The organism is Novosphingobium sp. BL-S-20 (assembly GCF_055521635.1).
This window is the reverse complement of sequence record NZ_CM145493.1, coordinates 1,604,271-1,628,735: the sequence shown is the minus strand read 5'-3', so window position 1 is coordinate 1,628,735 and position 24,465 is coordinate 1,604,271. Positions and strand designations below refer to the sequence as shown.

At 64.3% G+C, this 24,465-nt stretch carries 20 protein-coding genes; 8 read left to right on the top strand and 12 right to left on the bottom strand.

Annotation, left to right across the window (positions count from 1 at the left end; genetic code table 11):
• Window positions 1–41 precede the first annotated feature (41 nt).
• Window positions 42–614 (top strand): homogentisate 1,2-dioxygenase, encoded by a 573-nt coding sequence (locus ACZ1II_RS06640; RefSeq protein ID WP_465143629.1) that lies wholly within the window; start codon window positions 42–44, stop codon window positions 612–614.
• A 20-nt stretch (window positions 615–634) separates the two neighbouring features.
• Window positions 635–1,534, top strand: a complete 900-nt coding sequence (locus tag ACZ1II_RS06635; protein ID WP_465143628.1) for a cytochrome-c peroxidase — start codon at window positions 635–637, stop codon at window positions 1,532–1,534.
• A 291-nt stretch (window positions 1,535–1,825) separates the two neighbouring features.
• Here the strand turns inward: ACZ1II_RS06635 and ACZ1II_RS06630 are convergent, their stop codons facing one another.
• The 8 genes from ACZ1II_RS06630 to ACZ1II_RS06595 all read right to left on the bottom strand — a co-directional run bounded on the left by ACZ1II_RS06630 (window position 1,826) and on the right by ACZ1II_RS06595 (window position 11,040).
• On the bottom strand, window positions 1,826–2,566 hold the full coding sequence (locus ACZ1II_RS06630) for an energy transducer TonB family protein (RefSeq protein ID WP_465143627.1): 741 nt from the start codon (window positions 2,564–2,566) through the stop codon (window positions 1,826–1,828).
• An 88-nt stretch (window positions 2,567–2,654) separates the two neighbouring features.
• Window positions 2,655–3,566, bottom strand: a complete 912-nt coding sequence (locus ACZ1II_RS06625) for a TonB-dependent siderophore receptor (protein ID WP_465143626.1) — start codon at window positions 3,564–3,566, stop codon at window positions 2,655–2,657.
• Window positions 3,567–3,569: 3 nt separating this feature from the next.
• Window positions 3,570–5,120 (bottom strand): TonB-dependent siderophore receptor, encoded by a 1,551-nt coding sequence (locus ACZ1II_RS06620; protein ID WP_465143625.1) that lies wholly within the window; start codon window positions 5,118–5,120, stop codon window positions 3,570–3,572.
• A gap of 150 nt (window positions 5,121–5,270) precedes the next feature.
• On the bottom strand, window positions 5,271–6,227 hold the full coding sequence (locus ACZ1II_RS06615; RefSeq protein WP_465143624.1) for a FecR family protein: 957 nt from the start codon (window positions 6,225–6,227) through the stop codon (window positions 5,271–5,273).
• Window positions 6,228–6,320: 93 nt separating this feature from the next.
• The gene (locus tag ACZ1II_RS06610; RefSeq protein ID WP_465143623.1) at window positions 6,321–6,851 is read right to left on the bottom strand and encodes a sigma-70 family RNA polymerase sigma factor; all 531 of its coding nucleotides are present in this window, start codon (window positions 6,849–6,851) and stop codon (window positions 6,321–6,323) included.
• Window positions 6,852–6,983: 132 nt separating this feature from the next.
• Entirely contained in the window at window positions 6,984–9,236 is a 2,253-nt protein-coding gene (locus ACZ1II_RS06605) for a xanthine dehydrogenase family protein molybdopterin-binding subunit (protein ID WP_465143622.1), read from the bottom strand.
• Complete coding sequence (locus tag ACZ1II_RS06600) at window positions 9,233–9,709, bottom strand: (2Fe-2S)-binding protein (protein WP_465143621.1); 477 nt, start codon at window positions 9,707–9,709, stop codon at window positions 9,233–9,235. The genes ACZ1II_RS06605 and ACZ1II_RS06600 overlap by 4 nt, the downstream gene beginning before the upstream one ends.
• The gene (locus ACZ1II_RS06595) at window positions 9,706–11,040 is read right to left on the bottom strand and encodes a c-type cytochrome (protein WP_465143620.1); all 1,335 of its coding nucleotides are present in this window, start codon (window positions 11,038–11,040) and stop codon (window positions 9,706–9,708) included. Before ACZ1II_RS06595 ends, ACZ1II_RS06600 begins: the two co-directional genes overlap by 4 nt.
• A 374-nt stretch (window positions 11,041–11,414) precedes the next feature.
• On the opposite strand from ACZ1II_RS06595, the gene ACZ1II_RS06590 reads away from it, so the two are divergent.
• From ACZ1II_RS06590 to ACZ1II_RS06570, 5 genes are all read left to right on the top strand, one after another.
• Entirely contained in the window at window positions 11,415–11,930 is a 516-nt protein-coding gene (locus ACZ1II_RS06590; RefSeq protein WP_465143619.1) for an RNA polymerase sigma factor, read from the top strand.
• Between the two features lie 100 nt (window positions 11,931–12,030).
• The gene (locus ACZ1II_RS06585) at window positions 12,031–13,023 is read left to right on the top strand and encodes a FecR family protein (protein ID WP_465143618.1); all 993 of its coding nucleotides are present in this window, start codon (window positions 12,031–12,033) and stop codon (window positions 13,021–13,023) included.
• A gap of 137 nt (window positions 13,024–13,160) precedes the next feature.
• Window positions 13,161–15,632, top strand: a complete 2,472-nt coding sequence (locus tag ACZ1II_RS06580) for a TonB-dependent siderophore receptor (protein ID WP_465143617.1) — start codon at window positions 13,161–13,163, stop codon at window positions 15,630–15,632.
• The gene (locus tag ACZ1II_RS06575; protein WP_465143616.1) at window positions 15,633–16,451 is read left to right on the top strand and encodes an energy transducer TonB family protein; all 819 of its coding nucleotides are present in this window, start codon (window positions 15,633–15,635) and stop codon (window positions 16,449–16,451) included. It abuts the gene before it with no gap.
• Between the two features lie 13 nt (window positions 16,452–16,464).
• Window positions 16,465–16,836, top strand: a complete 372-nt coding sequence (locus ACZ1II_RS06570) for a hypothetical protein (RefSeq protein WP_465143615.1) — start codon at window positions 16,465–16,467, stop codon at window positions 16,834–16,836.
• 369 nt (window positions 16,837–17,205) lie between these two features.
• On the opposite strand, the gene ACZ1II_RS06565 is transcribed toward ACZ1II_RS06570, so the two are convergent.
• The 3 genes from ACZ1II_RS06565 to ACZ1II_RS06555 form a co-directional block, all read right to left on the bottom strand.
• Window positions 17,206–19,956: a TonB-dependent receptor gene (locus tag ACZ1II_RS06565; protein ID WP_465143614.1), complete on the bottom strand. Its 2,751-nt coding sequence runs from the start codon at window positions 19,954–19,956 to the stop codon at window positions 17,206–17,208.
• Between the two features lie 574 nt (window positions 19,957–20,530).
• Complete coding sequence (locus tag ACZ1II_RS06560; RefSeq protein WP_465143613.1) at window positions 20,531–22,234, bottom strand: M61 family metallopeptidase; 1,704 nt, start codon at window positions 22,232–22,234, stop codon at window positions 20,531–20,533.
• 89 nt (window positions 22,235–22,323) lie between these two features.
• Window positions 22,324–22,818, bottom strand: a complete 495-nt coding sequence (locus ACZ1II_RS06555) for an Lrp/AsnC family transcriptional regulator (protein ID WP_465143612.1) — start codon at window positions 22,816–22,818, stop codon at window positions 22,324–22,326.
• 143 nt (window positions 22,819–22,961) lie between these two features.
• Between ACZ1II_RS06555 and ACZ1II_RS06550 the strand changes: the two genes are divergently transcribed.
• Window positions 22,962–23,879: a DMT family transporter gene (locus tag ACZ1II_RS06550; protein WP_465143611.1), complete on the top strand. Its 918-nt coding sequence runs from the start codon at window positions 22,962–22,964 to the stop codon at window positions 23,877–23,879.
• Here ACZ1II_RS06550 and ACZ1II_RS06545 read toward each other — a convergent pair.
• A complete protein-coding gene (locus ACZ1II_RS06545; RefSeq protein WP_465143610.1) occupies window positions 23,862–24,338 on the bottom strand; it encodes an Lrp/AsnC family transcriptional regulator in 477 nt (158 codons plus the stop codon). The genes ACZ1II_RS06550 and ACZ1II_RS06545 overlap by 18 nt on opposite strands.
• Window positions 24,339–24,465 lie beyond the last annotated feature (127 nt).

The following is a 24,465-nucleotide window of genomic DNA, read 5'->3' as shown; positions in this document are numbered from 1 at the left end:
GCAAAAGTGCCGCTAAATGAGGGCAAATGGTCGGACGCGAAATGACGGGTTCCAAAGGTAGGCTGGTTCTGGCCGCATTACTGATGCTGACGCCGACCGGCGGGGCGCTGGCGCAGGAGATGACGGGCATGGGCACAGCCTCGCCCGCCATCGTCCCCTCGCCCATTGCCTGCCCGGCCACGCCCGCCGCGCTGTCCGGCGAATTGTCCGGCTGGAACCGGCGCGTAGCTCTGACTGCCACGCAAGACGCAGGGGCACCTGCGCGGCTGACGCCCGGTACGGCAGTGGACGGCACGCTCAGCCCGACGCCCGAGGTCCGCTATGCGCTGCGGCCCGAAAAACCCGGTGGATCGGTAAGTTTCGGCGGTATCTACGCTTTCACCGTGCCCGCGGCGGGTCATTACCGCGTGGCGCTCGGCTCGGCGGCGTGGATCGATGTGATCAAAACCAGTGACACGGCAAAGGGCCTGACCTCGACCGCCCATGGCCATGGGCCTGATTGCTCGGGCATCCGCAAGATGGTCGATTTCGCGCTCGAACCGGGAGATTATCTCCTGCAGATATCGGGCAATGCCGCCGCGAAGCTGCCATTGCTCGTCACCCGCCTGCCCTGAGTGAGGCGTTTTCCGGGCTGATGGCAGTCTCGCGCGCGGCGACGCAACCCTCCGCAGAGGTGAAAGCGGCCCGGATCGAGTTAGGCAGGCGGCTGTTCTACGACGCCGATATCTCGATCAATGGCACCATGTCCTGCGCGACCTGCCACGAGCAGCACCACGGTTTTGCCGACGGCAACCGCACCCATCCCGGCGCGCTCGACGATCCGGGGCGGCGCAATGTGCCCACGCTTGCCAATCTCGGGGACTTTCCGCGCCTGACATGGGCCGATCCCCGCCTCACCAGCCTGGAAGCGCAAGTGGCCGTGCCGGTGTTCGGCGACCATCCGGTGGAAATGGCGATGAAGGGGCACGAGGCCGAAATCGCCCGGCGCCTCGGCCGCGATCCCTGCTACCGCACACAGTTCGCAGCCGCCTTTCCGGAGAGCAATGGCGCGATCGACTCTCCAAAGGTCGCCAGCGCCCTTGCGGCGTTCGAACGCGCGCTCGTCTCGCGCGGCAGCGATTGGGACAAGTCCGCGCTGAACGATCTGGCCCGGCAGGGGGAGAAAATTTTCCGGCGCGCGTGCGCAGGCTGCCACAGCGGCATGAACTTTACCGATGCGCGCTATCACCGCATCGGCGGGGTGCCGCCGCCGGACGCGGCCGACCCCGGCCTTGCCGAAGTCACCCGCCGCGACCATGACCGCGGCCGCTTTCGCACGCCCAGCCTGCGCAATGTCACCGTCAGCGCGCCGTACCTGCACGACGGCTCTGCCCCCACGCTGGACGCCGCGATCTCGGCCCACACCCAGATCGCGCCGCTCCCCGCCGAGCAGCGCGGCGCCGTGGCCGCCTTCCTCGCCAGCCTGACCGATCGGGCCTTCCTGACGAATCCGGCGTTCTCGCTGCCGCAGACCGCTTGCGGAAAACCGCTGTAGATTTCGCGGTCTCGTCGTAATCGACCGAGGCTGTCATGAACCAGCGGAGATGGCGGCAGCGTGATGACTTCGAGCGCCATGGCGCCTGGCCATCACGCTGGCGGGCCAGGCGGATCGGGTGACTTCCGCTCGCAGAGCAGGCGTGGTTCGGGCCTGGGTATGTATCTGCACCATCGCGAAACTTCGCCAGCAAGAACGGTAAAGCGCCAAACGTGGTCCACGATGGCGCCATGTATCATGTACCAGTGATGGGGCGCGACCAGACAGTCAGGACCGCGCAAATGCTGCGCGTCACCTTTGCATGAAGAACTCGACCGGGACGACCAGTTCGATGGTATCCCCTTTCACTTCCTCGGGCGGCCTGGGCAGGGGGGCGGCGCGTTTTGGAAGGTTGACGGCCTCGTCGTCCAGCGATCGGATGCCGGAGGAACGCTCCAGCCGCACCGACAGCACCTTGCCCTCACGGCTCATTACGAAGCGGATGTAGGGCACGCCCTGCTGATGGCGGAACGCAGCCTCGCGCGGATAGCGCTTCACCTTGTTGAGCGCGGCCAGCACCTGGCCCTCCCATGTGGGTCTGGTGTCGCTCACTTTCTGGGCGGGCGGCGCCGGTTTGCTTTCCGGTGCGGTGGTCTTTTCGAGCGGCGGGCGGGGATCGACGACAGGAGCGGGAGACTCCAGCGTCACCGGCAGGACGTCGGGCGCCCGAATCTGTGCGATTTCGATCTTCGGGCGATCGGGATGGGCCTTGTTCGTTTCCTTCTGAACCTGGCGGGGACCGGGCGGCATGTCGTTGACGGGTTCGGGCGGGGCCGCGGGCATGTCGACATCGAAAACGGCGAGGTGCGTCTGCGGCTGCAGGGCCGAATAGACCTGCCACGACAGCAGCGAACATGCCGCGATCATCGAGGCGATGAACGCCGTGCCGAACAGGCCGAAAAGCCGCGCTTTTGGGTCGGGCGGCAAGTCCCCGTAGCGCAGCGTCGCCGCTGCCGGAACGCGGTCGGCCGCATGGCTCGCTTTTATGGTCATGTGGCCTGCGCCCCGCCGTTCACTCTGGTCATGGATATGTCGATGCATCTGCTCGTGCCCGGACGATACGCGCCCGGGCACGGACCCATCACAGCCTGCCGCGCAAGGTCAGACGGAAATTCCGCGGTTCTCCGTAGATATTGTAGAAGATCGCGTAGCCGGGGATGCGCAGGTAGGTCTTGTCGAGCAGGTTGCTCACCACCAGCGAGGCATCCCAATTCTTGGAGATTTCATAGCCGAGCTTGGCATTCACGATCGCATAGGCGCCTTGCCGGATGAGGTCGGTGTACATGTTGCTCTGCCACTGGACGCCGCCGCCCACCTGCAACCCCGAAGCCCAGCCCTGCACGCCGGCCTTGGCGAGGTCGAACTGGGTCCATGCCTTGAGCATGTGCTCCGGGCTCTGGGCAGGGAGGAAGCGCTGGCCGACATTGGCGGGGTCGGAATCGCTCAGATACTTCTGCTGGTTGTAGGTATAGCCGGCGGTGATTTCCCAGCCCGGCAGCGGGCTGCCGTTGACTTCCAGTTCCACGCCCTGGCTGCGCACTTTGCCCGAAGCGCGGTAGCAAGTGCCGTCGATGGCGCCGCCGCAGCCGATGTTCTCCTCGTCGATGATCGCGCGGTTGGAATCGTGGATGCGGAACAGCGCGATCGAGGCATTGAGGGCGTCATCGAAGAAGCTGCCCTTGATACCCGATTCCAGCTGCCACCCGACGCGCGGCGCCAGCGTCCTGTTGTTCACGTCCTGCGAAGTCTGCGGCACGAACGTGGCGGTATAGCTGGCATAGAGGGTCAACTGGTCGGTCACGTCCAGCACGGCCCCGGCATAAGGCGTGAAGCGCCGCTTCGTCGTGGCGCTGCTGTCGATCCAGGGGGTGACTTCGGGAAAGACGTCGCTATCCTTGATCGTGAAGTTGGTCAGGCGGCCGCCGACGATCACCGTCAGCGGATCGGCCAGACGGATGCGCGCCGAGCCGTAGAAGCCGGTCTGCGCCGTCACCGTCTAATACCGATAGGTGATGTTCTCATCGATCACGGCGGACAGGTCGTGATCGTTCAGGGGATCCCACGGACCGGGGTTGATGAACTTGGTGCCGCCGATGAAATCGTAGCGCGAACGGTTGACGCCGAACGTCAGGTCATGCGTCCTGCCGAGCAGATGCACCGGCCCCGTCACGTGCGCGTCGAAGCTGTGCCACTTCGTTTCCTGCTCTACCCGGCCCGCCGACATGCCGCTGACCAGCCCGGTCTCGCGGTCGATGGCTTCCCAGGGAAAGACCGAATAGCCGCCGTAGTTCAGGCGGCGCAGGCTATAGGCACTCTTGAACGTCCAGCCGCCTCCGAAATCGTGGCTCAGGTCGACCACCATCTCGCGCGAACGGGTGCGCGAAGGCGCATCGGAGCCGGTGAACGACCCGCGCGCCGGAACCGTGCCATCGTCATAGAGCGGCAGGCCGAAGGAATTGATATAGGTGCGCTGCGAGTAGATACCGCTCACGCCCAGCGTGGTCCGGGGCGTGACGTCGTATTCCACCACGCCGTAGACCGAGCGGTCATGATTGTAGCCGACGTCGTAGAACTTGTCTTCGTCCTGATAGACGCCGACCGCGCGGGCGCGCAGGTTGCCCGATGCGGTGAGCGGGCCACTCACGTCGACTTCGCCGCGATAACGATCCCATGACCCCACCGAGGCAAGACCGGAAAGCGCGAACACGTCGGTCGGCCGCTTGCGCACGTAGTTGACGGTGCCGCCCGGCTCCCCGCTGCCGGTCAGCAGGCCCGAGGGACCGCGCAGCACCTCGATACGGTCGAAGAACGCGAGGTCGTCGGTGTTGGAACTCGCCTTGTCCGAGCCTTCCTGCTGCGGCACGCCGTTGTACTGCGCATTCGCCGCATAGCCGCGGATGATGTACTGCTCCTGCCGCTCGTAGCCGAAGCTGCGTACGCCGGTCACCTGATCCAGCGCCTCGCTGACGGTGGTGAGGTTCTGGTCGTCCATCCGCTGGCGCGTGATGACGCTGACGGACTGGGGAATCTCACGCAGCGACTGCGCGCTCTTTCCCACCGTTACCGTATGCGCGGCGTAGGAGCCGGTGCCTTCGGTCACGCCGGGGTCGGACGATGCGAGCGTGGCAGCTTCGCCCGCGCCCTCGACCTTGACCGGCCCGAGTTGCGCGGCATCGCCCGAGGCCTGCGGCGCGGGTTCGAGAACGGCGGTGGTCCGGCTCGTGAAGCGGAAAGTGAGGCCGGTGCCGCGCAGCAGGATGCTCAGAGCCTCTGCGGCGGAGTGCGTACCGGACAGGCCGGCACTGCTACGCCCTTCGACAAGCGTGGAATCGACCGTGACCTGCAGCCCGGATTGCCGTCCGAACTGCATGATTGCCTCGGTCAGCGGCTGGGCGGCGATATCGAAATTGCGCTGTCCCGCGGCCTGTGCCTGGGCAGGCGCCGCGTTCAGCACCAGCGGTGCGGACGTCATCAGCGAAATCGCCAGCGCCCTCAGGCCGATCGCCCTGACGCCGATCGTGCCGCGAAATGTCTTGCCCTCAGTCATGCATGCTCCTTCGAAAGCGATAATCCGGCGCGGATCATTTCGATAATGCGTCGCAACAGCCGTTATTAGCTCCACGCCGGGCTGGGCGGTTTTTTCAATCATGTGCCGAATTATTTTTTCAGCGGGGCGGGAAACAGCTGAACGACCGGGCTAATTTCCGGTGACGATCATCAGCCACGGGGTGATCTGCACGATCCCGCCGCCGTGCGGCTGGACCAGAGCGCGCAGCGCATCCTGAGGGTCCGAAAGGCGGAAGATTCCGGTCACGCGCTTGCGCCCGATTGCCTCGTCGGCCAGCACGATCCGGCCCTTGTACCAGGGGCGCAGTTCCTCGATCGCCTCGGCGACGGTGCGCCCCCGAATGACCACGGAGCCGGTCCGCCAGATTCCTGCCAGATCGCTCGCCTGATGACCGCTGACTGCCGCCCCGCCGGGCGCCGCGCTCACCCAGTCACCCGCCCCCAGCACGGACGACGCTGCGCCTTCCACGCGGACGCGCCCATGGCCCACCGCAACGCTGCGATCGCCGCCGATCATCCGCACGTCGAAGGCGGTGCCCAGCGCGGTGGCGGCGATGTCATCGGCCTCCACCCGGAACGGCCTCGAGGGATCGGGGTGAACCTCGAACCACGCCTGTCCGCGCAGCAGGCGGATATTGCGGTGGCCCGGCGTGTAGGCGACGGCAATCGCGCTGTCCGGGCCGAGCCTGACCCGGCTGCCGTCGTCCAGCGCGACATTCGCCATCGCGCCTGCCGGGGTCAGATGATCCGCCCGCAGCCGCAGAACGATCTCGGGGCCGCCAAGGACAGCGATACTGGCGATGGCCGCCGCCATCGCCGCCACGCGCCATTTCGGCCGCGCTCTGCGGACTTGCGACGGCGCGGACCGGCCATCGGCAGACGGCGCGAGGTATTCGGGGTGGCTCGGCTCCACACTGCCGATCATGTCGAACAGTGCCTGCAATTCGTCCCAGGCCCGGACGTGCGCGGCGTCGGCATCGCACCATGCCGCGAATGCGCCGGCCAGTTCCCGATCGCCGGGGCGTTCGCGCAGGCGCACGAGCCAGTCCGCAGCTTCCATGCTGATCCGTTCTGCGTCACCCGACATGGATATTCCCTCCGGCCGGATTGGAGCCGACATATCGGATACACGTTCGGCCCGTCCGATTTTTCAACGGCCAATTTTTCAACGACAGGAGCATCATCGTCCATCTCCCGCCGGATCGTCGGGGCGACAGAGGCGATGGCATTCGGCCAGCCCTTTCACGATCAGGAGATGCGCCAGCGATACCGAGATGTTCAATCGCTCAGCAATCTCGCGCAGCTTGAAGCCTCCGAGGCGATACATTTCAATGGCGATGCGCTGGCGCTCGGGCAGTGAGGCCAGCGCCTGTTCCACGCATCGCAGCTCGGCCTGCGCACTGACGACGGCGTCGGGGGAGGGCGCGTCGTCCGCGATTTCGGCGAGATCGGCTGCCGCTTCGTCCGACACGTGCCGCGCTTGCCTGCCGGCCTTGCGACGGCCGTCGATAGCCAGATTGCGGACGATCCGGTAAAGATAAGGCACCGGGTCACGGAGTTTGTCGCGATCGAGAGCCTGTCGCAGATGCAGCCATGCATCCTGCACGACATCCTCCGCCTCGGCACGACTGCCCGCGATGCGCTCCGCATAGGCGATCAGCGCGCTGCGGTGCGCGCCATAAATCTCGCCCCACAGGGTATCGGAAAGCAAAATCGATCCTTCGGTCCACCGGATGCCGCATCACCTGCCGTGCCGCGCGATGGCTTTGGCAAATGATAATCATTCGCAGCATCTATCGATAAGCAATTCTCGATGCAATGCTTCGCAGCAATCTCGGTATCGCTAGCCGGAAATGCCGATCGCAGCCTTCACCTTCTCAGGCGTCAAGGGCATGTCTCTAAGCCTCAGTCCCGTGGCATCCTTGATCGCGTTTGCAAGAGCGGCCGAGGCGGGGCCTTGCGAGGTTTCGCCCGCGCCCAGGAAAGGCTGGCCGGGCCGGTCCATGACATGGACGTCGATCATGCCGGGAATCTGATCGAAGCGCAGGATGGGGTATGTTCCCCAATCGAAGCTTGTGCGCTTGCCGGTATCATAAGTGACTTCCTCCAGGATCGCCCAGCTGAGGGACTGAATGATCCCGCCTTCGACCTGGTTCCTGATCCCGTCGGGGCTTGCCGGCTGGCCGGCATCGACGGCGGCAGTCACACGGTGTACCGTGATCGCCCCGGTCTCGCGTTCTACCTCGATTTCCATCGCCAGGGCGCAATAGGCTCCGATATTCTTGTAGCGGGCAAAAGCCATGCCGCAGCCCCTCCGGCCGTTGCCCTTGGGTCTCCTGCTCCAGCCGAAGCGGCGCGTGGCCTCGATCATGACCTCCCGCGCACGCTCGTCCTCCATATGGGCGAGACGAAAATCAAGCGGATCGACGCCCGCTTCGAAAGCAAGATCGTCGAGCATGCTTTCCAGGGTATAGATGTTGAGATGTGCCCCCAGCGAGCGCAGCGCGGATACGCGCAGCGGCATCTGCGGCACGAAGTGATAGCGCACGTCCATGTTGTTGAAGACATAGAGTGGATTGGCGTTTCGATCGCCGTCTCCCTCCGGCATCGGGATCGGCTTGGCCTCCTGCATCGGAAATGGCGGGACGACCTGCTGCGCGACAGCGTAACCACCCGCCTTTACCGGACGGTTGTTGTGGGAATTGCTCCAGACTTCGTAATTCCAGTGCGCGATCTTCTTGTCGGGACCGATCGAGGCCTCGACTTTCGTCACCATGCCGCATCCGCACGGCTCCCAGCCGAACTCCTGCTCTCGCATCCACTGCAGGCGGATTGGATGTCCGGGCAGGGCCATGGCGATGATACCGGCTTCGGCAGTCACGTCGTCTGCACCGTTCTGCCCGTAACAACCCGCCGAGGGCGAATGGATGCAACGCACCTTTTCCGGCGGCAGGCCGACGAGCTCCGCGACGGCCCTATGCATATCGAAAACGCCCTGGCTGTGCGACCATAGCGTCAGTTCGCCGTCCCTGGCCCAGGCGACCGAGCAGGATGGGCCGATCGATCCGTGACTGTACCAGGGACGGCTGAAAGAGCCGCTGACCGTCTTGACCGATGGCCTGGTGCCGTCATGCGTGTCGAGGACGGTGATTTCGCGGGTCGGCAGGGATTGCAACTTGTGCGGTCCCGCACCGACCGGAAGGGGGGCTATCTCCCGTATGAAATCGGATTGCTGGGCAACGCGCATGGCCTGGATCGCCTGCCATTCCTTGCGCGCAACGACGGCGATGAAGGTCCCCTTTTCGATGACGGCGACGACGCCGGGCATCGCGCGGGCCTTGTCGAGCTGCGGCGTTGCAAGACGAGTGCCATAGCTGGGGCCTCTGACCACGCGCGCATGGAGCATTCCCGGAAGCCGCAGATCCTGGACATAGGCTTCGCCTCCGGTAACTTTGGCGGGGATGTCGACCCGCGGATAATCCTTGCCCATCGTGCGATACTCGGCGGGCTTGCGCCGAGGTGCATCGGGAATGGCTTCGACGCTGAGCGAAAGCCTGCCGGCGAGCACGCCGTAAGGCAGGCTCTGCCCGCCGGGCCCCCGGACATGGCCGTCACCCGTCGTGCTCACCTGATCTTCCGCAACCTTCCAGATCCCGGCAGCTTGCCGCGAAAGCAACAGGCGAACATTGGCCGCTGCATTGGCGATCGCGGTACCGCCATCCATCATGGAGTGGCTGCCTGCCGTCAGGCCTTCGTCCGGCGTCCTTGCGGTGTCAGCGGTGATGAATTCGATTTGCTCGGGGCGCATGTCGAGCTCTTCGGCGGCGACCTGCAAAAGTGCGGTGCGAATTCCCTGGCCCAGTTCCGCTTTCCCCGAGAACACCGTCGTGTGGCCGTCGGGACGAATATGGATCCAGGAATCCAGATAGGGATTGGATTTGAGGCTGCCGGGCAGATCGGGACGCACGACCGTCGGGGCCGCACCGCCTTCGCCGCCGCCCGCAAGCTCGCTCAGGGCAGGAGACGCAAGCGAAAAGGCAACGAAAAGACCGCCCGCTCCGAGCATTTCGCGCCGGCTGAACAGGGGGGCGCTCATGCGTTATCCTCCTTCGCCATGATATCGGCGGCGCGGCGCACCGCGCGCAAGATCCGTTGGTGCGTGCCGCATCGGCAGAGGTTGGGTTTCAGGTGTGTACGAATGGCATCGTCGTCGGGGTTGGGATCGACATCGAGCAATGCCTGCGCGCGCATGATCATGCCGGCAATGCAATAGCCGCACTGAGCAGCCTGCTCTTCGGTGAACGCCCTCTGCAGCGGGTTCATGTTCTCGACCGTACCCAGCCCCTCCACGGTTCGCACTTCACGATCCTCGATGGCGGCAAGCGGCGTAATGCAGGAGAAGATGGCTTTCCCATCCAGCTGCACGGTACAGGCACCGCATTGGCCCAGTCCGCAGCCATATTTGGCGCCGTTGAGCTGGAGATCGTCGCGCAGCACGTAGAGCAGCGGCGTATCGGGCGTCGCATCGACCTGCCGCGGGATGCCATTGACGGTAAGGGTGATGCTCATTGCGATGCGCCTTCCTTGCGGGCGGTTGCGACCTTGCGAGGGAGGTGCGACCATGGCTTCTGATCGGTGAAGCGGGCTCGGGCATAGCCGACCACCTCGGCGATCTGATCGTCGGTCAGGTTCGAAGAGAAAGGCGGCATCTTGGGGCCTCGCCCCGCGACCGGCGGTTCAATGCCTTGAAGGATTGCTTGAACAGCACTTGTGGGATCGCTGTCGCGCAATGCAGTATCGAATGTCAGTGAGGGACGGCCCTGACCAAGCATCGGCGCGCCCGGTCCGTGACAGCCGGCGCAAGCACCGGCAAAGAGCGTAGCGCCCTCGGGAAAGCGCCTGGCGGCTCCTGCGGCATCGTCGCGTGCCTGTGTCTGCGATGGCGGCGGCGCGGCGCGGCCGGCCATCTTTGAAGCGATGTAGGTGGCAATGGCGCGCACATCTGCTTCCGGCGCATTCGCCAGTCCCTCGACGACCGGGCCCATCGGACCGGCAGCGGCGCCGTGATCGGGTGAGATTCCGGTCCGCAGGTAGGTGAAGAGCGCGTCGGACGTCCACTTGCGAGCGGCTGGATTGCTTGCATCGAGCGGCGGAGCCCGCCAGCCTTCGGCGACGCCGCCGGCGTATGCCTTGGAGCTGATTTCCCCACCGGCAAGATTACGCGGCGTATGACACCCACCGCAGTGGCCAAGGCCTTCCGCGATGTAAGCACCGCGGTTCCATTCCTCGGATCGAGAAGCGTCGCGAGGGGTGGGGCCTTTGTGCAGGAACATCATTTTCCAACCCGCCAGGATTGGACGGAAGCCGGTCGGAAAGATGAGATCGTTGGGCGGCGCTGACTGATGGACAGGCCGGCGCGTCATGAGGAAGGCATAGATCGCGTCGAGATCCCGATCGCTCACATGCGTGAAGTGCTCATAGGGAAGGGCAGGGTAGAGGTGGCTTCCGTCCCGCGCGACGCCGTCCTTCATGGCCCGCCGGAACGCTTCCTTGGACCAATTCCCGATCCCGGTTTCCACGTCCGGCGTCAGGTTGTCTGAATAGAGCGTACCAAAAGGCGTGGCGAGGGCACGGGCACCTGCAAGAGGGCGCTTGCCGGGGGCCGTATGGCAGACCGCACAGTCCCCAAGCGTGGCAAGGACCGCCCCGCGTGCGACCTCCTGCTGTGAAAAGGACGATGGGGCCGGGGGCGCAATCGGCGCAATGGGAGGGCGATAGGTCAGAGCCAGGGCGAAGACAGCGCCGATGCCGCAGAGTCCAATCGCGCGGAGAATGTTACGCTTGGTGATCGATCCCCGAATTCTGCCCATCATTCCCGCCATCCAGTGCAAGCTGTTCACCTTTGAGTTGCCGCGGTTCCGAGTGAACCAAGCGGCAACCGGGCTTGGAGGCCATCCGCTTGCCAGTCCCCTGCGGTGCTGCCTGTCTGCAACCTGGCGAGGGAGGATCATGGAAGCCCGCGTTCAGGTGCGGGCGTAAGCTTAGATCTGCGTGCTCGCTGCGGCTTGGATGATCCGAACCTGGTTTGCGCAATGATGATGCAAAATTCGCCTGAGTTAGGATCGTCCGGGTCCAATGGCCGGAACGGTTAAGGTTTTCTCGAGGGGCGGGTAATCGATATAGCCCTTGTCCGGGCCACCAAAGCGCTGTCATGGCGATAGCACCGCTTGAATAGTTGCGATCAATTCGCAACATCGATAGGGCGCGATACGCCATGTCGAGCAATTCCGCCTTGCTATCCCGTCTGCTGACCGCCGAGCGCGCTACATTGGTACGCTGGTTGGCGAAGATGGTGGGCAGCGTACCTGCGGCGGAAGATGTCGCGCAAAACCTCTATTTGCGCGTGCAGGGCGTGAAAGACGATCCGCCGATCGTCAACAAGCGCTCCTTCCTGTTCCGCCTCGCCTCGAACCTGGCGCTGGATCATCTGCGCACCGCGCGGCGACAGGAAGCCCTGTTTGCCGAGGAAGCCGATGGTCACGGCGTCGCTTCGCCCGATCCCGACGCTGAAACCCGTTTGCTGGATCAGGAGAAAGTTCGCCAGATCGCAGCCGTAGTCGATAGGATGCCGCTGCGCTGCCGGCAGGTCTTCGTGCTGGTCAAGATCGATGAATTGAGCGTCTCGGAGGCGGCGGAGCGCTTGTCGATCAGCCAGGACATGGTGCGCAAGCATATCCGTCATGCTTTGCTGCTGTGCCATCAGGCGTTGTCCGATGCGGCCGAAACATGAGCGGTCCCGTGACGACACCCTCTCGTTTTGCCGGCGCCGAACGTCATGGGATGAAAGCGACATGCAGATTGGCGGCATTCTCGCATGGGAAAATACTGTAATGCCGGGTGGTGTCGAGGATCCTTTGCCGAATTCGCTTGCCGATGAGGCGGCCTATTGGGTTTCCGCCGATTTCGACGGCGAATTACCGGCCGAAAAGCGCGCCGAGCGCGATGCCTGGCTTGCCCAGGCTCCGGAACATGCCCGCGCCTATGCCCGGATGCAGGACCTATGGATGCAGATGGGCGCCGTGCCGGAAACTCCGGCGCTGCGGGCTTCCCTGCCGCCAGCGCCCGTCCGCAAGACCCGAGGGCTGAATCGGGCAAAATCCCGCATGCGGCGACGTTGGGCGACTTCCGCTATCGCCGCGAGCCTCGCCTTTGTCCTGATTTGGTCGGCGCAGGACTGGATGACGATGCTGCAGGCCGACGCGATGACCGACACGGGCGAGCGGCGCACGATGCAGCTTGCCGATGGTTCCACGATGCAATTGGGAACCCACAGCGCGGTAGCTTTCGAATTCGCGGGCGACCACCGCGTTGTGCGCCTGCTGACGGGCGAGGCCGCTTTCACTGTCGCGCCCGATCCTTCGCGCCCGTTCCGCGTGGAAGCCGGGAGTGGATCGACGACGGCGCTCGGGACCCGCTTCCTCGTGCGCCGAAACGGCGCCGAAACGCGCGTGACCGTCACCGAGCACAAGGTCCGCATCCGCTATCCGGCCCAGAGCGGCGCCTCGGCCGTGCTCCCCGAAGGCAAGAGCCTTTCCTATGGACCGGCAGAGGGAATCGGTCCTGCTTCCATGGTCAACGCGGGGGATGCCATGGCGTGGACCGAAGGCGCGCTGGTGTTCAAGGATGCCCCGCTCAGCGAGGTCGTGTCCGAAATCGGGCGCTATCATCGAGGCTATCTGGGCGTGGTCGGCGCGGCGCGTGATTTGCGGGTCAGTGGAGTCTTTCATATCGACGATCCGGTGGCGACCATCGCGCAGCTCCAACGCTCTCTGGGGCTGCGGTCGGCCCAACTGACCGATCGCATGATCCTGATTTTCGGTTGATTCTGGCGAAATTCGGCTCCCGCCAAAAAAATCTTCCGCCCGGACCTCTCGTTTCGAATACCTCGATCGTCATAGGTGCAAGGCGTTCGCATTAGCAATAACGCCTCGGGTTCAACGACGTTCGGGGATGATCCAGAGTGACGATTTCGAAGAAGACGCGCGCCGGGCAGCGCGCGACCGGCCGCCTGATGGCTGCCGTAGTCCTTGCCGGTACGACCATGGGGCTGTCGGCCGGAATTGCCGCTCCCGCGCTGGCGCAGGAAGCCCGTAGCTATGATATTCCCGCCGGTGCACTCGCGGATGTTCTCAACACTTATGCCCGGCAGGCGGGGGTGCAACTGGCCTATCGCGCAGAATTGACAGCGGGCATTTCCAGCCCCGGCCTCAAAGGCAGCCTTGCCCCGGCGGAAGCTCTCGCGCATATCCTTGCCGGTAGCGGGATCACGTTCCGCCAGACCGGGCCGCGCGCCTTCACGCTGGAGGCCGCGCCCCGAACCGCTGAAGGCACCATCCAGCTCGGGCCGGTTCAGGTTCAGGGCAGTGAAGGCGGAAGCGGCGGCAGTCCGGCGGCATTGACCAGCGATCCTGCGGTCAGCGAGGGCACCCGTTCCTACACCGTGCGCAGCACCTCGACTGCCACCAAGCTGGCGCTCTCCCCGCGTGAGACGCCCCAGTCGGTCTCGGTCGTCACGCGCCAGAAGATGGACGACCAGAACGTCCAGTCGCTTGACGATATCGCCCGCACCACGACGGGCATCACGTATACCAAGCTCGGCACCGACCGCTCGACCTACTACGCGCGCGGATCGGAGATCACCGATATCCAGTTCGACGGAATTCCGAGTAATATTTCCGAGAACTACTCGATGGACGTGATGTCCACCGCGAACATGGCGATCTACGACCGGGTAGAGGTGGTTCGCGGCGCCAACGGGCTGCTGCAGGGCACCGGCAATCCTTCCGCGGCGATCAATCTCGTGCGCAAGCGGGCGACGCGCGACTTCCAGCTGGGTGTCGAGGCCGGCATTGGATCATGGTCCAACTATCGCGGGCAGGTGGACGTTTCCGGGCCGATCACCAAGGGGGGCGACGTAAGGGCGCGCGCCGTGGCTTTCTACAACTCGGCAGACAGTTACCGTGACGGCGCCAGCAGGGACAATCGCCTGCTTTACCTGACGGCGGAAGCCGATCTTGCACCCGGTACGCTGCTGCGCGTCGGCGGCACCGCGCAGCGGGACTACAACCACGGTTACGACTGGGGCGGGCTCAACACCGACGCTAGCGGCGCCTTCTACGATCTGCCGCGTTCGGCCTCGCTAGCGGGCAAGTGGGCCTATCTCAAGCGCCGCAATTATTCGGCTTTCGGCGAGCTGCAACAGCAGATCGGTAGCGACTGGAAGATCGTCGTCGCCCCCAGCGCGATCTGGTCGGACGCGGACTTTCGTTCGTCCTATCCCGCCCGCTCCTCTGGCGACATCTACCGCTTGGTTGTCTCCGACGTCGACTACCGCGACCGGCAGGTGGGGCTGGACGTCTATGCCACCGGCCATTACCGGCTGCTGGGCGGCGAGCATCAGCTTGTCCTCGGCGGCAGTCTGCGGCGCGACAAGTTCGATTTCACGATCCACACCGCATCCAATACGCCGACCGTCGACATCACCGACTATGACTATGCGTCGATCACGGCCCCGGTGCTCAACACCGCCAGCACTTATTACAAGTACAACCGCAAGGAGGGCGGCCTCTATGGTTCGACCCGTCTGGCTCTGGCCGATGGTCTTCATGCCATTCTCGGCGCACGCCTGAGCTGGTCGAGCTACACCGTCCTGAGCCCTTACGTGAACGACGAATACAGCGCGAAAGCCCGGTTCCTGCCCTACGCCGGGGTCGTCTACGATCTCGACAACCACCACTCGCTCTACGCCAGCTACACGGAAGTCTACAAGACGCAGAGCTACTACAGCGCGGGCAACACGCTGCTCGATCCGATCCAGGGGCAGAACTACGAGGCCGGGGTAAAGGGCGAATACTTCGGCGGACGCCTGAACGCATCGCTGGCGGTATTCCAGTCCAGCCTGCTCAACATGCCCGAGGCCACGACGGCGGACAGGACTTGCGGCGTAACCGGCACGTCGACGTGCTACGTCGAAGGCGGGCGCGTACGCAACCGCGGCTTCGAGGTCGAAGTTTCCGGCTCTCCGCTGCCGGACTGGAACGCGACGCTCGGCTTTACGTACAGCGATCCCGAATATGTGGCAGGCGTCAACAAGGGGACGGCCTACAACACCCGCATCCCGCGCAAGCTGTTCAAGTTTTCGACCGACTACCGCCTGCCGGGCAGCTTCAACCGCATGCGGCTGGGCGGCGACCTTTATGTCCAGAGCAAGATGTACACGCAGACTGCGAGCTATACGATCAAGCAGGGCGGTTACGCGCTGGTTGGACTGCACGCGCGCTATGATGTCAGCGAAGCGGTCGAACTGGGCCTCAACGTCAACAATCTGCTCGACAAGACTTACTACCAGTCGATCCCGACATCGAACAACTTCGGCGGGTTGTTCTACGGCGATCCACGCAGCGTGATGGCGACGGTGCGTGGACGTTTCTGAATGACGACCAATACGGTCCTGACGATCCTGCCGCCCTCCTCAGATGGCCCTGCGCCAGCCGAGGAGGGAGGGCGTGCGCGAAATGCGGCCGTCGACAGGCGATTTTCGAGCGATCGATCGCGGGCCGTTCGCTACGCGGATCAACCGGCTTCGCTGACCACGCGCCTGGTCGGATTGGGCGGGACAAGCGCGATCGGTCTGGCCATTCTCGCGGGGCTGTTCCTGACCTGGCAGACCTATAAGGCCGCGCCGCCGCCCGCGACGCTGGCGGCCTTCAATGTCGCGCCGCCGGCTGCTCCGCCCGAGCCCGTTCGCGAAGTGCCTCCAGGGCCGGAGCAGGTGAAGAAAGACAAGCCCGTCCCGAAACCTCGGGTCCCGGAGATCGAGGCGCCGAAGATCGCCATTTCGACCGCCAATGTCGTGGCGGCTGCACCGCCTGCCAAACTCGTGCCGCCCGATCCCGGCCCGCCGGTCAGGGAGACGACGGCCCCGGCCAGCAAGCCCGCGCCTCCGGCCCCGCAGGCTTCGAGTGGCAAACCGACCTGGCAAGGTCTTGTCCTTGGCGCTCTCGACAAAGTGAAGCGCTATCCCCGCGACGCCCATTTCGCACGGCAGCAGGGCGTTCCCTACATCCGCTTCGTCATGGACCGGCAGGGCAAGGTGCTGTCGGTCAGGTTGGAGCGCTCGTCAGGTGTCCGTTCGCTGGATAACGAGGCCTTGGCTCTTCCGAAGCGGGCGCAGCCGCTGCCGAAGCCGCCTGAAGATGTGAAAGGCGAGGCCATCGAGCTGGTCGTGCCGGTCGAGTTCTTCATGACCTGATGGGAACCATCCGATGATTGTCTCGATCCTTCCGATCCACCGCCGCACCCGCGCCGAACGGGCCGTGATCGCTTACCTTCGGGGAGACGCCTTTGCGGGCAAATCGAGGGACCTCGACGTACGTTTCCGCCGGCTTCGTCAGATTGCGGCGCGGGCCGGGATTGAAGTCATGCCTCCCGGCAGTTCTTATGTCAGTCAGAACGAATTGATGCTGCTTGGCTGGATCGCGGAAGCTCAGAGAGGGGCGGGGCCGGTTTCGATGCCAGGCAACCGCTGCCTGGCTGCAGTCGTTCGGCGCTGCGCGCTGGCGCTGAATGCGGACTCTTTGCGCCTGCCGCCGTTGACGCTCCATATCTCACGGTTCAGGAAGGAAGGCGGCGGGTAACCCGCCATCACAGGTTGCGGGAGCTGGGTTTGCTCCGAGGATGACCACTTTGGGCGTGCTGCAAAAACGCCGCGCCGTGCCTGGAATGTCCCGCAATCGTCATTCAGACCAACCTGCTGGCAAATGAATTTAGGGCAGCTCTGCAAGACCCGGATTGGGCCGCCAAGCATTCAGCCGGTCTAACATGATCTGGACACCCCAATTTACCGCCGGCGTTGACAGTGCGGAGATTGCCGTGAAGCCTTGTTCAGGCTGCTTGCGATCCTGCGCTATGCGACGGACCATCTGGAACAAGGAACCCGCCCGGAACAATAGCCGGACGGGTCAGTGGTTGCAGGCGCGGAAGGTTGATCTACGCCGGCAAGATCGTCAGAAGCGGAAGCGAGTACCCAGTCCGAAATAGCGGCCCTCGTAGCGGATATCCCGAGGGTAGGTCTGGGTCTGGTTGAAGTAACGATAGTTGTTGAACGGCTTGCCCAGGATATTGCTGACGTCGGCGGTGATCGTGATCGCCGGGATGACGGTGTAGGACAGCGAATAGTCCAGTCGCGCGATCGCCTTGGTCCCTTCGCCCACGTAAAGGTTGCCGTTGGCATCTGGCGAGTAGAAGTTGGTGAACTTCGATCGGTAGTTGTAGGAAAGTCGGGTCGAAAGCTTTCCGAGCTCGTAGAACAGTACCGCGTTGTAGCTCCAGTGCGAAACGCCGGGGATCGATACCATTTTCGTCGCCTGACCCAGGGCGTTGGGAAGCTGGTTCTTGCCGTCGAGGTAGGTGACGTTCCCCTGCACGCCGAAGCCGGAAAGCATGCCTGGCAGGAAATCGAAGAAGCTGTGGAAGCCTGCTTCCACGCCCTTGATACGGCCCGAGCCTGCATTTTCGGGGCGCACCACCTGGATCAGGCCGTAGATCGGGTCCTGCACGTCGCGGGTATAGTCGCTGATGAAACCGTCGAGATCGCGGTAGAACAGCGATACGCCTGCAGCCGCCCGCGGCGAGAAGTAGTATTCGAACGTGGCGTCGTAGTTGCGCGAGGTCAGCGGCGCGAGGTCGCGGTTGCCCGCCCGGCCGAAAGCGTCGTAGCGGCCCGGCGAACCGCCGGTGTTCTGCGCGCGGGTGATGTTCACGGCCGGGTTGAGCTGTCCGAACGTCGGCCGGGTACGCGTCTTGGTATAGGCCAGGCGCATCTGGAACTTGTCGGTGAAGCGAATGCGCGTGCTGAAGTTGGGGAGCACGTCGACGTAGTTCTGCCGTGTTTCCTCGGGGGTCTGCACGCCGTCCACCAGCGACGTCCCGGAATAGACACCGTCGGTGTTGACGATCCGCACGCCGATGAGGCCGCCGATCTCGACGCCGCCGATCTCGAAAGCGTACTTGCCCTGGGCGTAGGCGGCATAGGTCTTTTCGCTGGCGTCCCACGAGGCGAGGGGATCGAGCGGCACTTCGGCGCTGGACCAGCGCTCGATATTGTCGCGAATACCGGCGTCGTCCGGGTACATCTGCGCCAGTTGCTGCAACCCCGCGAGCGAGATCGCGCGCAGCCCGTCGATATTGCCGCGCACGCCCGAGCGGCTCGGTGCAAGCCACTGGGTGAAGCCCTGCACGCCGCCCCGGAAAGTATTGTCGATCAGCGACATCTCGCCGAGACCGAGGTCCGTCATCGGGATGCCGAGGTCCATCAGGTAGGCATAGCGCGATCCCGAACGGACCGAGGACTTGCGGGTGGTGATGCGGCTGCCGACCTGGAGCAGCGGCAGGAAGGGAATGTCGGTTTCCAGCGAGATATCGCCGCGCCACTGGATGCCATTGCCCTTGCCGATGTAAGTCCGGTCGAAGAAGCCGCGGAACTGGTAGTGGCTGGGATCGGTCGCGTCGAAACCGGGCAGCGAGAAGGCCGCCGAGCCCTTTTCATCGAAGGCGGCATCCACGGTCGGCGCCGAAGTCAGCGCGGAATCGAGGCTCCATTCGGTCTGCTTGAAGGTGCTGTCGGTATAGGCGAAATCGGTGGAGATGGTGGCCTTTCCGGTCGTCCAGATCGCGCCGATCGCGCCCTGATAGGTATTGGTGTCGCCGTTGACGGTCGAACGGTAGATATCGGGGCGCCAGCCACCGGTCTTTGTCAGGCTGAGAACCTTGTTCGGCTCGTCGGGATCGAGAACGACATTGCTGAGCTGGGCACCGGCAAACCGCAGCGACGTGGCGAAGAAGTCGTTCGCATCGCGCCCGCGATAGGCCTGCCACAGGCCGTCCACATAGATTTCGAGGTTGGGCGCGGGCTTCCACTGGAGCGAGGCGTTGATCGAAGGCCGCTTGCGGATGCCGCTGTTGTAGAACACGCCCACGGCTTCCGGGAACACGAAGTCGCGACCCACCGATTCCGGCTCCACGGTGTTGGCCGCGTCCGGTGCCAGCACGTCGGCGCTGTTCCAGCGCGCGGCATTGCGGAACTGCTGCTGGGTATAGGCGAAGTTGATAAGGGCGCCGATCTCGCCGATGCCGGTCTGCCAACGGTCGGTGATCTGGAGATTCGCGTTGGCCGGGTCGTATTTCTTCGACTGGTCGTTATAAGTACCGCGCACGGCACCGGCGATCTCGAAGCCCTTGAAGTCGAACGGACGCCAGGTGCGCACGTTGATGAGGCCGGCAAGTCCCGGTTCGATAAGGTCCGCCGTGCCGGACTTGTAGACCTCAAGCGCGCGCAGGGCGCCGGGAGGAAAGTCCCAGAGGGCGACACCGCGCGATTCCGCCGTGAAGATGTCGCGTCCGTTGAAAGTCGTGGTCAGGTCGGGCAGGCCGCGGACGAGAACCTGGTTGGCTTCGTCCCCGGAACGGCTGACCTGGATGCCCGACACGCGCGCCAGCGATTCCGCCGCGTTGTTATCCGGCAATTTGCCGATGTCCTCTGCCACCACGGCATCGACGATGGCGTCGGAATCGCGCTTGATCTGGGCGGCATTGAAAAGGCTGGCCCGGAAGCCCGTGACGATGATGTCTTCCGCCGAGACCTTATCGGCAGCCGTCGTTTCACTTGCCTCGCCTGTATTCTCGGTAATGTCCTGGGCCCATGCAGGCGTTGCTAGCGCGGCGCACGCGCACGACAGATACAGTCTGACTTTAAGCACCGATACCTCCCCCTTGAGATCACTGCGCAGACCAGGCCATCATTATAAGCCTCGAATCTGCGGTGATTATTCATTCGTATGCTTGCAATTTATCGCCACCATGTGCGCTCTGCAACCATAAATTAGTCTGAGTAAATCCAAAGGGGCATAATGTTGCGTAAGACGGGGTTTTCGGAGCCTTTCTTATGCGAAAGGCTCCGGAACGACCGGGATTTCACCAGCTGGATTTGGGAGCAGGGGATGCGCGATGGCGGTTCTGGGGTGCTCGGAAAGCGAAAGCCGCGCCGCAGAAAGCGGTCCGCATACGCCAATTCAGTGACCACCCGGCAATGCAATGGCCATAACCGGGCAGTCATGCTCTCTTTCATATTTGTGTATTGCTATGTTTCGTTGATTTCGGCGACCTGCGTTCGATGGCCAATTGACACCATGCCTCTCCCAAAACCAAAGCGCCTCCGTTTTTCGCGAGTGCACTTAACGCGATAGCATCGCGTGGCCTTAGACAGAGTTACCTTCCACGGCGTCCGGAAAGCGGAGCCAGACCGGGGTGATCCCAGCTGATTGACAGGATGGTCTAGCGCGCAGGTTCCCATTGATAGGCCGGGACCGTCTCGCCGCGCGGCTGGTAGCGCAATTTGAGCGTTTCACCGCCGCGCTTCACTTCCAGCGAGAGGAAGGCCTGCTGGTCGCCCTGGAGGCCGTCCTGCGAGAAGGTATTGAGAATCTCGTCGCCATTGCGCAGACCGGCGGTCTCGGCATTCGAGCCGGGGATGAGGCCCTGCACGATCTTCGTCCGCGCCAGCAGAGAGGCGGGATCGAAGCCGAGGTCGAAGCGTCTGAGCGGCTTTTCCACGCGGCGGAACTGCGGGCCGAAGGCATCCGAGGGCGGCAGCACGGTGCCGCCCTGCAGCATCGTCTCGAAGGCCGCGATGCCCTCGTCACCGAGGTCGGCTTTCAACAGGCGGCGGTAGAGCGCTTCGTCCATCCGTCGTCCGGCCCGGCGTTCGGTCAGCATCGTGCGCACGAGATCGTCGAGCGAGCGCTTGCCGCCCGATGCCTTGCGAATGGCTGCATCGGTGGCCGCGAAGTAGAGCGAGCCGCGATCGTAAGGCAGAACGCGGATGCGGGTGTCGCGCCAGAACCCGGCCGGGATATCCGCATTGGGCACGCCGATCTTGATGTTGGTGTAGTAGCGGCCTGCGGTCTCGTTCAGGTCGGCCAGGAAATCCTCGGCGGAGATCAGCCCGGCGCGATAGGGCAGCAGGCGCTGGTAGTGGACCGCCAGCCCTTCTCCGAACCACGAACGGTCCAGCCCGCCCGCCGCGTCCATCGAGGAATCGAGCGAGTTGACCCATGCATGGAGCATTTCGTGCGCGAGCAGCGAGCGCAGTTCGGCAGGCTTGGAGGTATGGTTGAACGTGAAGGCGAAGCTGTCGGTCAGGCCGATGCCGCTGCCGGGATTGCGCTGGTTGGTCCGTCCGAACACGCCGAAGCTGGGCGGTGCATAGCCGAAGAAGGTGCCGTAATAGCGGTGGAGATCGGAAGCCCAGTTCATCAGCGGGGCCATCGGGAAGGGCGGCTCGCCCTGCCATGCGGCGAAGAAGCCGTCCTTGTCCGGTGGATAGATGCCCGGCCGCCCGCCCATGTAGTACATCTGGGCAAGGTCGCCCGCTGCAATGGGCTTGCGGCTGGCTGCGTCGCCCGTGCCGAGGCTGGAGATGCCCTTGCCGCCTTGGCCATAGGCGGAAAAGTCCCATGTGACGCTGGCCCGGCGCGGGGTTTCGTCGTCGGGCAGGATCAGGAAGGCATTGCCCGCTGCCGAGAAGCCGCCGCCTTCGGTGCGCATCTCGTATTGCGGCAGCGCGAGAGGGGGCGCTGCCGCGTCGATGGGAACGCGGTAGTGCAGTGTCAGGGTGCCGTTCACGGCGCGCGGCGCTCGCCAGAAGCGGGTGCGGTTGGAGCCGTCTTCCTCCACGTCCTCGATGCGCGGGGTGAGGGCGCCTTGCCGGTCGCGGACGGTCAGGCCGGTGATCTGCGCGCCGCTGGTGACCACGGTATTGGCGACGAGGGGCAGGCGGAGCAGGGAGGCGCCCTCGCTGCGGGACATGGCATCCGCGGTCACCGTCACGTCGACATACGGGACGTTCTGCTCGGCATCGGGCTTGGCGGGTGCGAGCGTGATGCGCAGCGAGGGGGCCGGCGCTGCGCTCGCCACAGGAGCGAAAGTCAGCGCAGGCAGGACTGCGAACAGGGACAGGACTATACGGCGATCCGGCATGGCGAGGCTCCTCTTGTCCGTCATTCTATCGGCGCGGCGAAGCGAAGGTGTCGCGTTGGTAGGGGCGAGATCGCAATGCGGAGCATCATTTATGCACGTGACTGCTTTTCTCGGGCGAAGCGTGTCGGCAGCGCGGTGGTGCTCTTGAGGTTTTCGAGGACGATGCTCGACCGTGCCGTCGCCACTTCCGGCGCGGCGAGGAGTTCGCGCACCAGCAGCGTGTTGAAGCTCGCCAGATCGCGGGTGGCGACTTTCAGGATGATGTCCGCCTCGCCGGTCAGCGACTGGCATTCGAGCACTTCGTCGAGCGCGTCGATGCGGCGGTTGAAGGCCTCAAGCCAGCCCGGTTCGTGCGATCGCAGCGTGACCAGGACATAGGCGCTGACGCCGACGCCCAGCTTCTCCGGTTCCAGCACGGCGGAAATTCGGGAAACGTGCCCCGCCGCGCGCAGGCTCTGCATGCGGCGCGAGCACTGGGACGGGGACAGGTGGACGAGTTCGCTCATCTCCACCGGCCCCAGGTCGCCGCGCTGCTGCCAGCATTCGAGGATACGGAGGTCGAAACTGTCGAGTTCGCGTGGCATCGCAGCATTATGCAAGGATTGTGCGGATTGATCCATAAAAATGAACGATATGTGCGATTAATCTGCAAGATGGCGACGATCTGCACGGACTTTGTGTGCGATGCAGCATAGAATGACGGCATCCCTCGAATAGAGAGCCATCCATGCCGGTCGACACGCTCCGGTTGCAAGCCCATGCGCAGGCGAACGCCGCGCCGGGGCTCTGGAACCGTCCCTATCTGCTGCTCACGCTCGCCGCATCGCTCTGGGCGAGCAACTTCGTTCTGGGCCGTGCGCTGCCCCCCGGAATGGCGCCGGTAAGCCTGTCGTTCTGGCGCTGGACGCTGGCCCTGCCGATCGCGCTGCCTTTCGCCTGGCCGCATCTGAAGGCGGACCTTCCGGCGCTGCGCCGGGGTTGGCCGGTGCTGGTGCTGCTCGCCGCGCTGGGCCTCGCGGGGAGCAATACGCTGGCCTATATGGCGCTGCGGCTGACCGATGCGACATCGGCGCTGCTCGTCCAGTCGGCAATGCCCACCGCGATCGTCGCCTGTGGTGTCCTGCTGTTCCGCGACCGCGTGGGCCGGCAGCAACTCGGCGCGATGGCCTTTGCGCTTGTCGGCGTGCTCTTCGTGGTGCTGGCAAGGCCGGGGGCGGGCGGGGCGCTCAATGCGGGGACCTTGCTGGCCGGAGCCGCGATGCTGTCGCAGTCCTGCTACGCGACCCTGCTGCGCCGCCGCCCGCCGATCCATCCGGCGAGTTTCCTGTTCTTGACGTTCGCAGCGGCGGCGGTGCTGATGCTGCCGTTCCAGATCGAGGCGGGAACGCCGCTGCCGCTCGGCAATGCGCAGGGCATGGCGGCGCTCGCCTACCTTGCGCTCGGGCCGTCGGTACTGGCGTTCTTCCTGTTCAACCGGGGCGTCGCGCTGGTCGGTTCGGGACGGGCGGGGCTGTTCTTCTACCTCATGCCGGTGTTCGGCACCGTCTTCGCCGCCGTGCTGCTGGGCGAGCGGATAAGCCTGGCCGGACTGGGCGGGTTCATGCTCGTCGGCGTGGGCTTCGCGCTGTCAGGGCGCGGAAGGTAGCGGCAGCCGGTGCGTGCACTTCATTTCCGAAAGCGTCGCGGTGGAGCGGATGTCCTCCACCCCGGGCAGGCGTAGCAGGCGGCGGAACGTGAAGTTCTGATACCAGCCCATGCTGGGGGCCAGCACTTTCAGCATCACGTCCATTTCGCCGAACAGGGTATAGGCCTCGGTGATCTCCGGAATGTCCTCGATCGCGCGGATGAAGCTCTCGCGCGCCTCGTCGCTGAGGCGGCCCATCTTGAGCTGGGCGAAGATATACATGCTTTCGCCGAACTTCTCGCGGTCGAGCACGGCGACCTGGCCCTTGATGTAGCCTTCCTCCTTCAGCCGCTGGATGCGCCGCCAGCAGGGGGACTGCGAGAGGCCGACGCGCTCGGCGATCTCGCTCGACGATTCAGAGGCGTCGATCTGCAGCCGGTCGAGAATCTTGAGGTCGAGCCGGTCGAGTGCTTCCGCCATGATTATGCGCCATCCCTGTTATCGCTGCATTGAATTGCCATCGAGCCTAGGCAAATGCGCGAAGTCGGGCAAGCATTACGCGGCATGCCCGGCTAGCTTGTGCGCACAGGGCAGGAAAGGACATACC

Coding starts and splice junctions, on each gene's coding strand:
- ACZ1II_RS06640 (WP_465143629.1), top strand. CDS start 42: ATGACGGGTTCCAAAGGTAGGCTGGTTCTGGCCGCATTACTGATGCTG.
- ACZ1II_RS06635 (WP_465143628.1), top strand. CDS start 635: ATGGCAGTCTCGCGCGCGGCGACGCAACCCTCCGCAGAGGTGAAAGCG.
- ACZ1II_RS06630 (WP_465143627.1), bottom strand. CDS start 2,566: ATGACCATAAAAGCGAGCCATGCGGCCGACCGCGTTCCGGCAGCGGCG.
- ACZ1II_RS06620 (WP_465143625.1), bottom strand. CDS start 5,120: ATGACTGAGGGCAAGACATTTCGCGGCACGATCGGCGTCAGGGCGATC.
- ACZ1II_RS06615 (WP_465143624.1), bottom strand. CDS start 6,227: ATGTCGGGTGACGCAGAACGGATCAGCATGGAAGCTGCGGACTGGCTC.
- ACZ1II_RS06605 (WP_465143622.1), bottom strand. CDS start 9,236: ATGAGCGCCCCCCTGTTCAGCCGGCGCGAAATGCTCGGAGCGGGCGGT.
- ACZ1II_RS06600 (WP_465143621.1), bottom strand. CDS start 9,709: ATGAGCATCACCCTTACCGTCAATGGCATCCCGCGGCAGGTCGATGCG.
- ACZ1II_RS06590 (WP_465143619.1), top strand. CDS start 11,415: ATGTCGAGCAATTCCGCCTTGCTATCCCGTCTGCTGACCGCCGAGCGC.
- ACZ1II_RS06585 (WP_465143618.1), top strand. CDS start 12,031: ATGCCGGGTGGTGTCGAGGATCCTTTGCCGAATTCGCTTGCCGATGAG.
- ACZ1II_RS06575 (WP_465143616.1), top strand. CDS start 15,633: ATGACGACCAATACGGTCCTGACGATCCTGCCGCCCTCCTCAGATGGC.
- ACZ1II_RS06570 (WP_465143615.1), top strand. CDS start 16,465: ATGATTGTCTCGATCCTTCCGATCCACCGCCGCACCCGCGCCGAACGG.
- ACZ1II_RS06560 (WP_465143613.1), bottom strand. CDS start 22,234: ATGCCGGATCGCCGTATAGTCCTGTCCCTGTTCGCAGTCCTGCCTGCG.
- ACZ1II_RS06555 (WP_465143612.1), bottom strand. CDS start 22,818: ATGCCACGCGAACTCGACAGTTTCGACCTCCGTATCCTCGAATGCTGG.
- ACZ1II_RS06550 (WP_465143611.1), top strand. CDS start 22,962: ATGCCGGTCGACACGCTCCGGTTGCAAGCCCATGCGCAGGCGAACGCC.
- ACZ1II_RS06545 (WP_465143610.1), bottom strand. CDS start 24,338: ATGGCGGAAGCACTCGACCGGCTCGACCTCAAGATTCTCGACCGGCTG.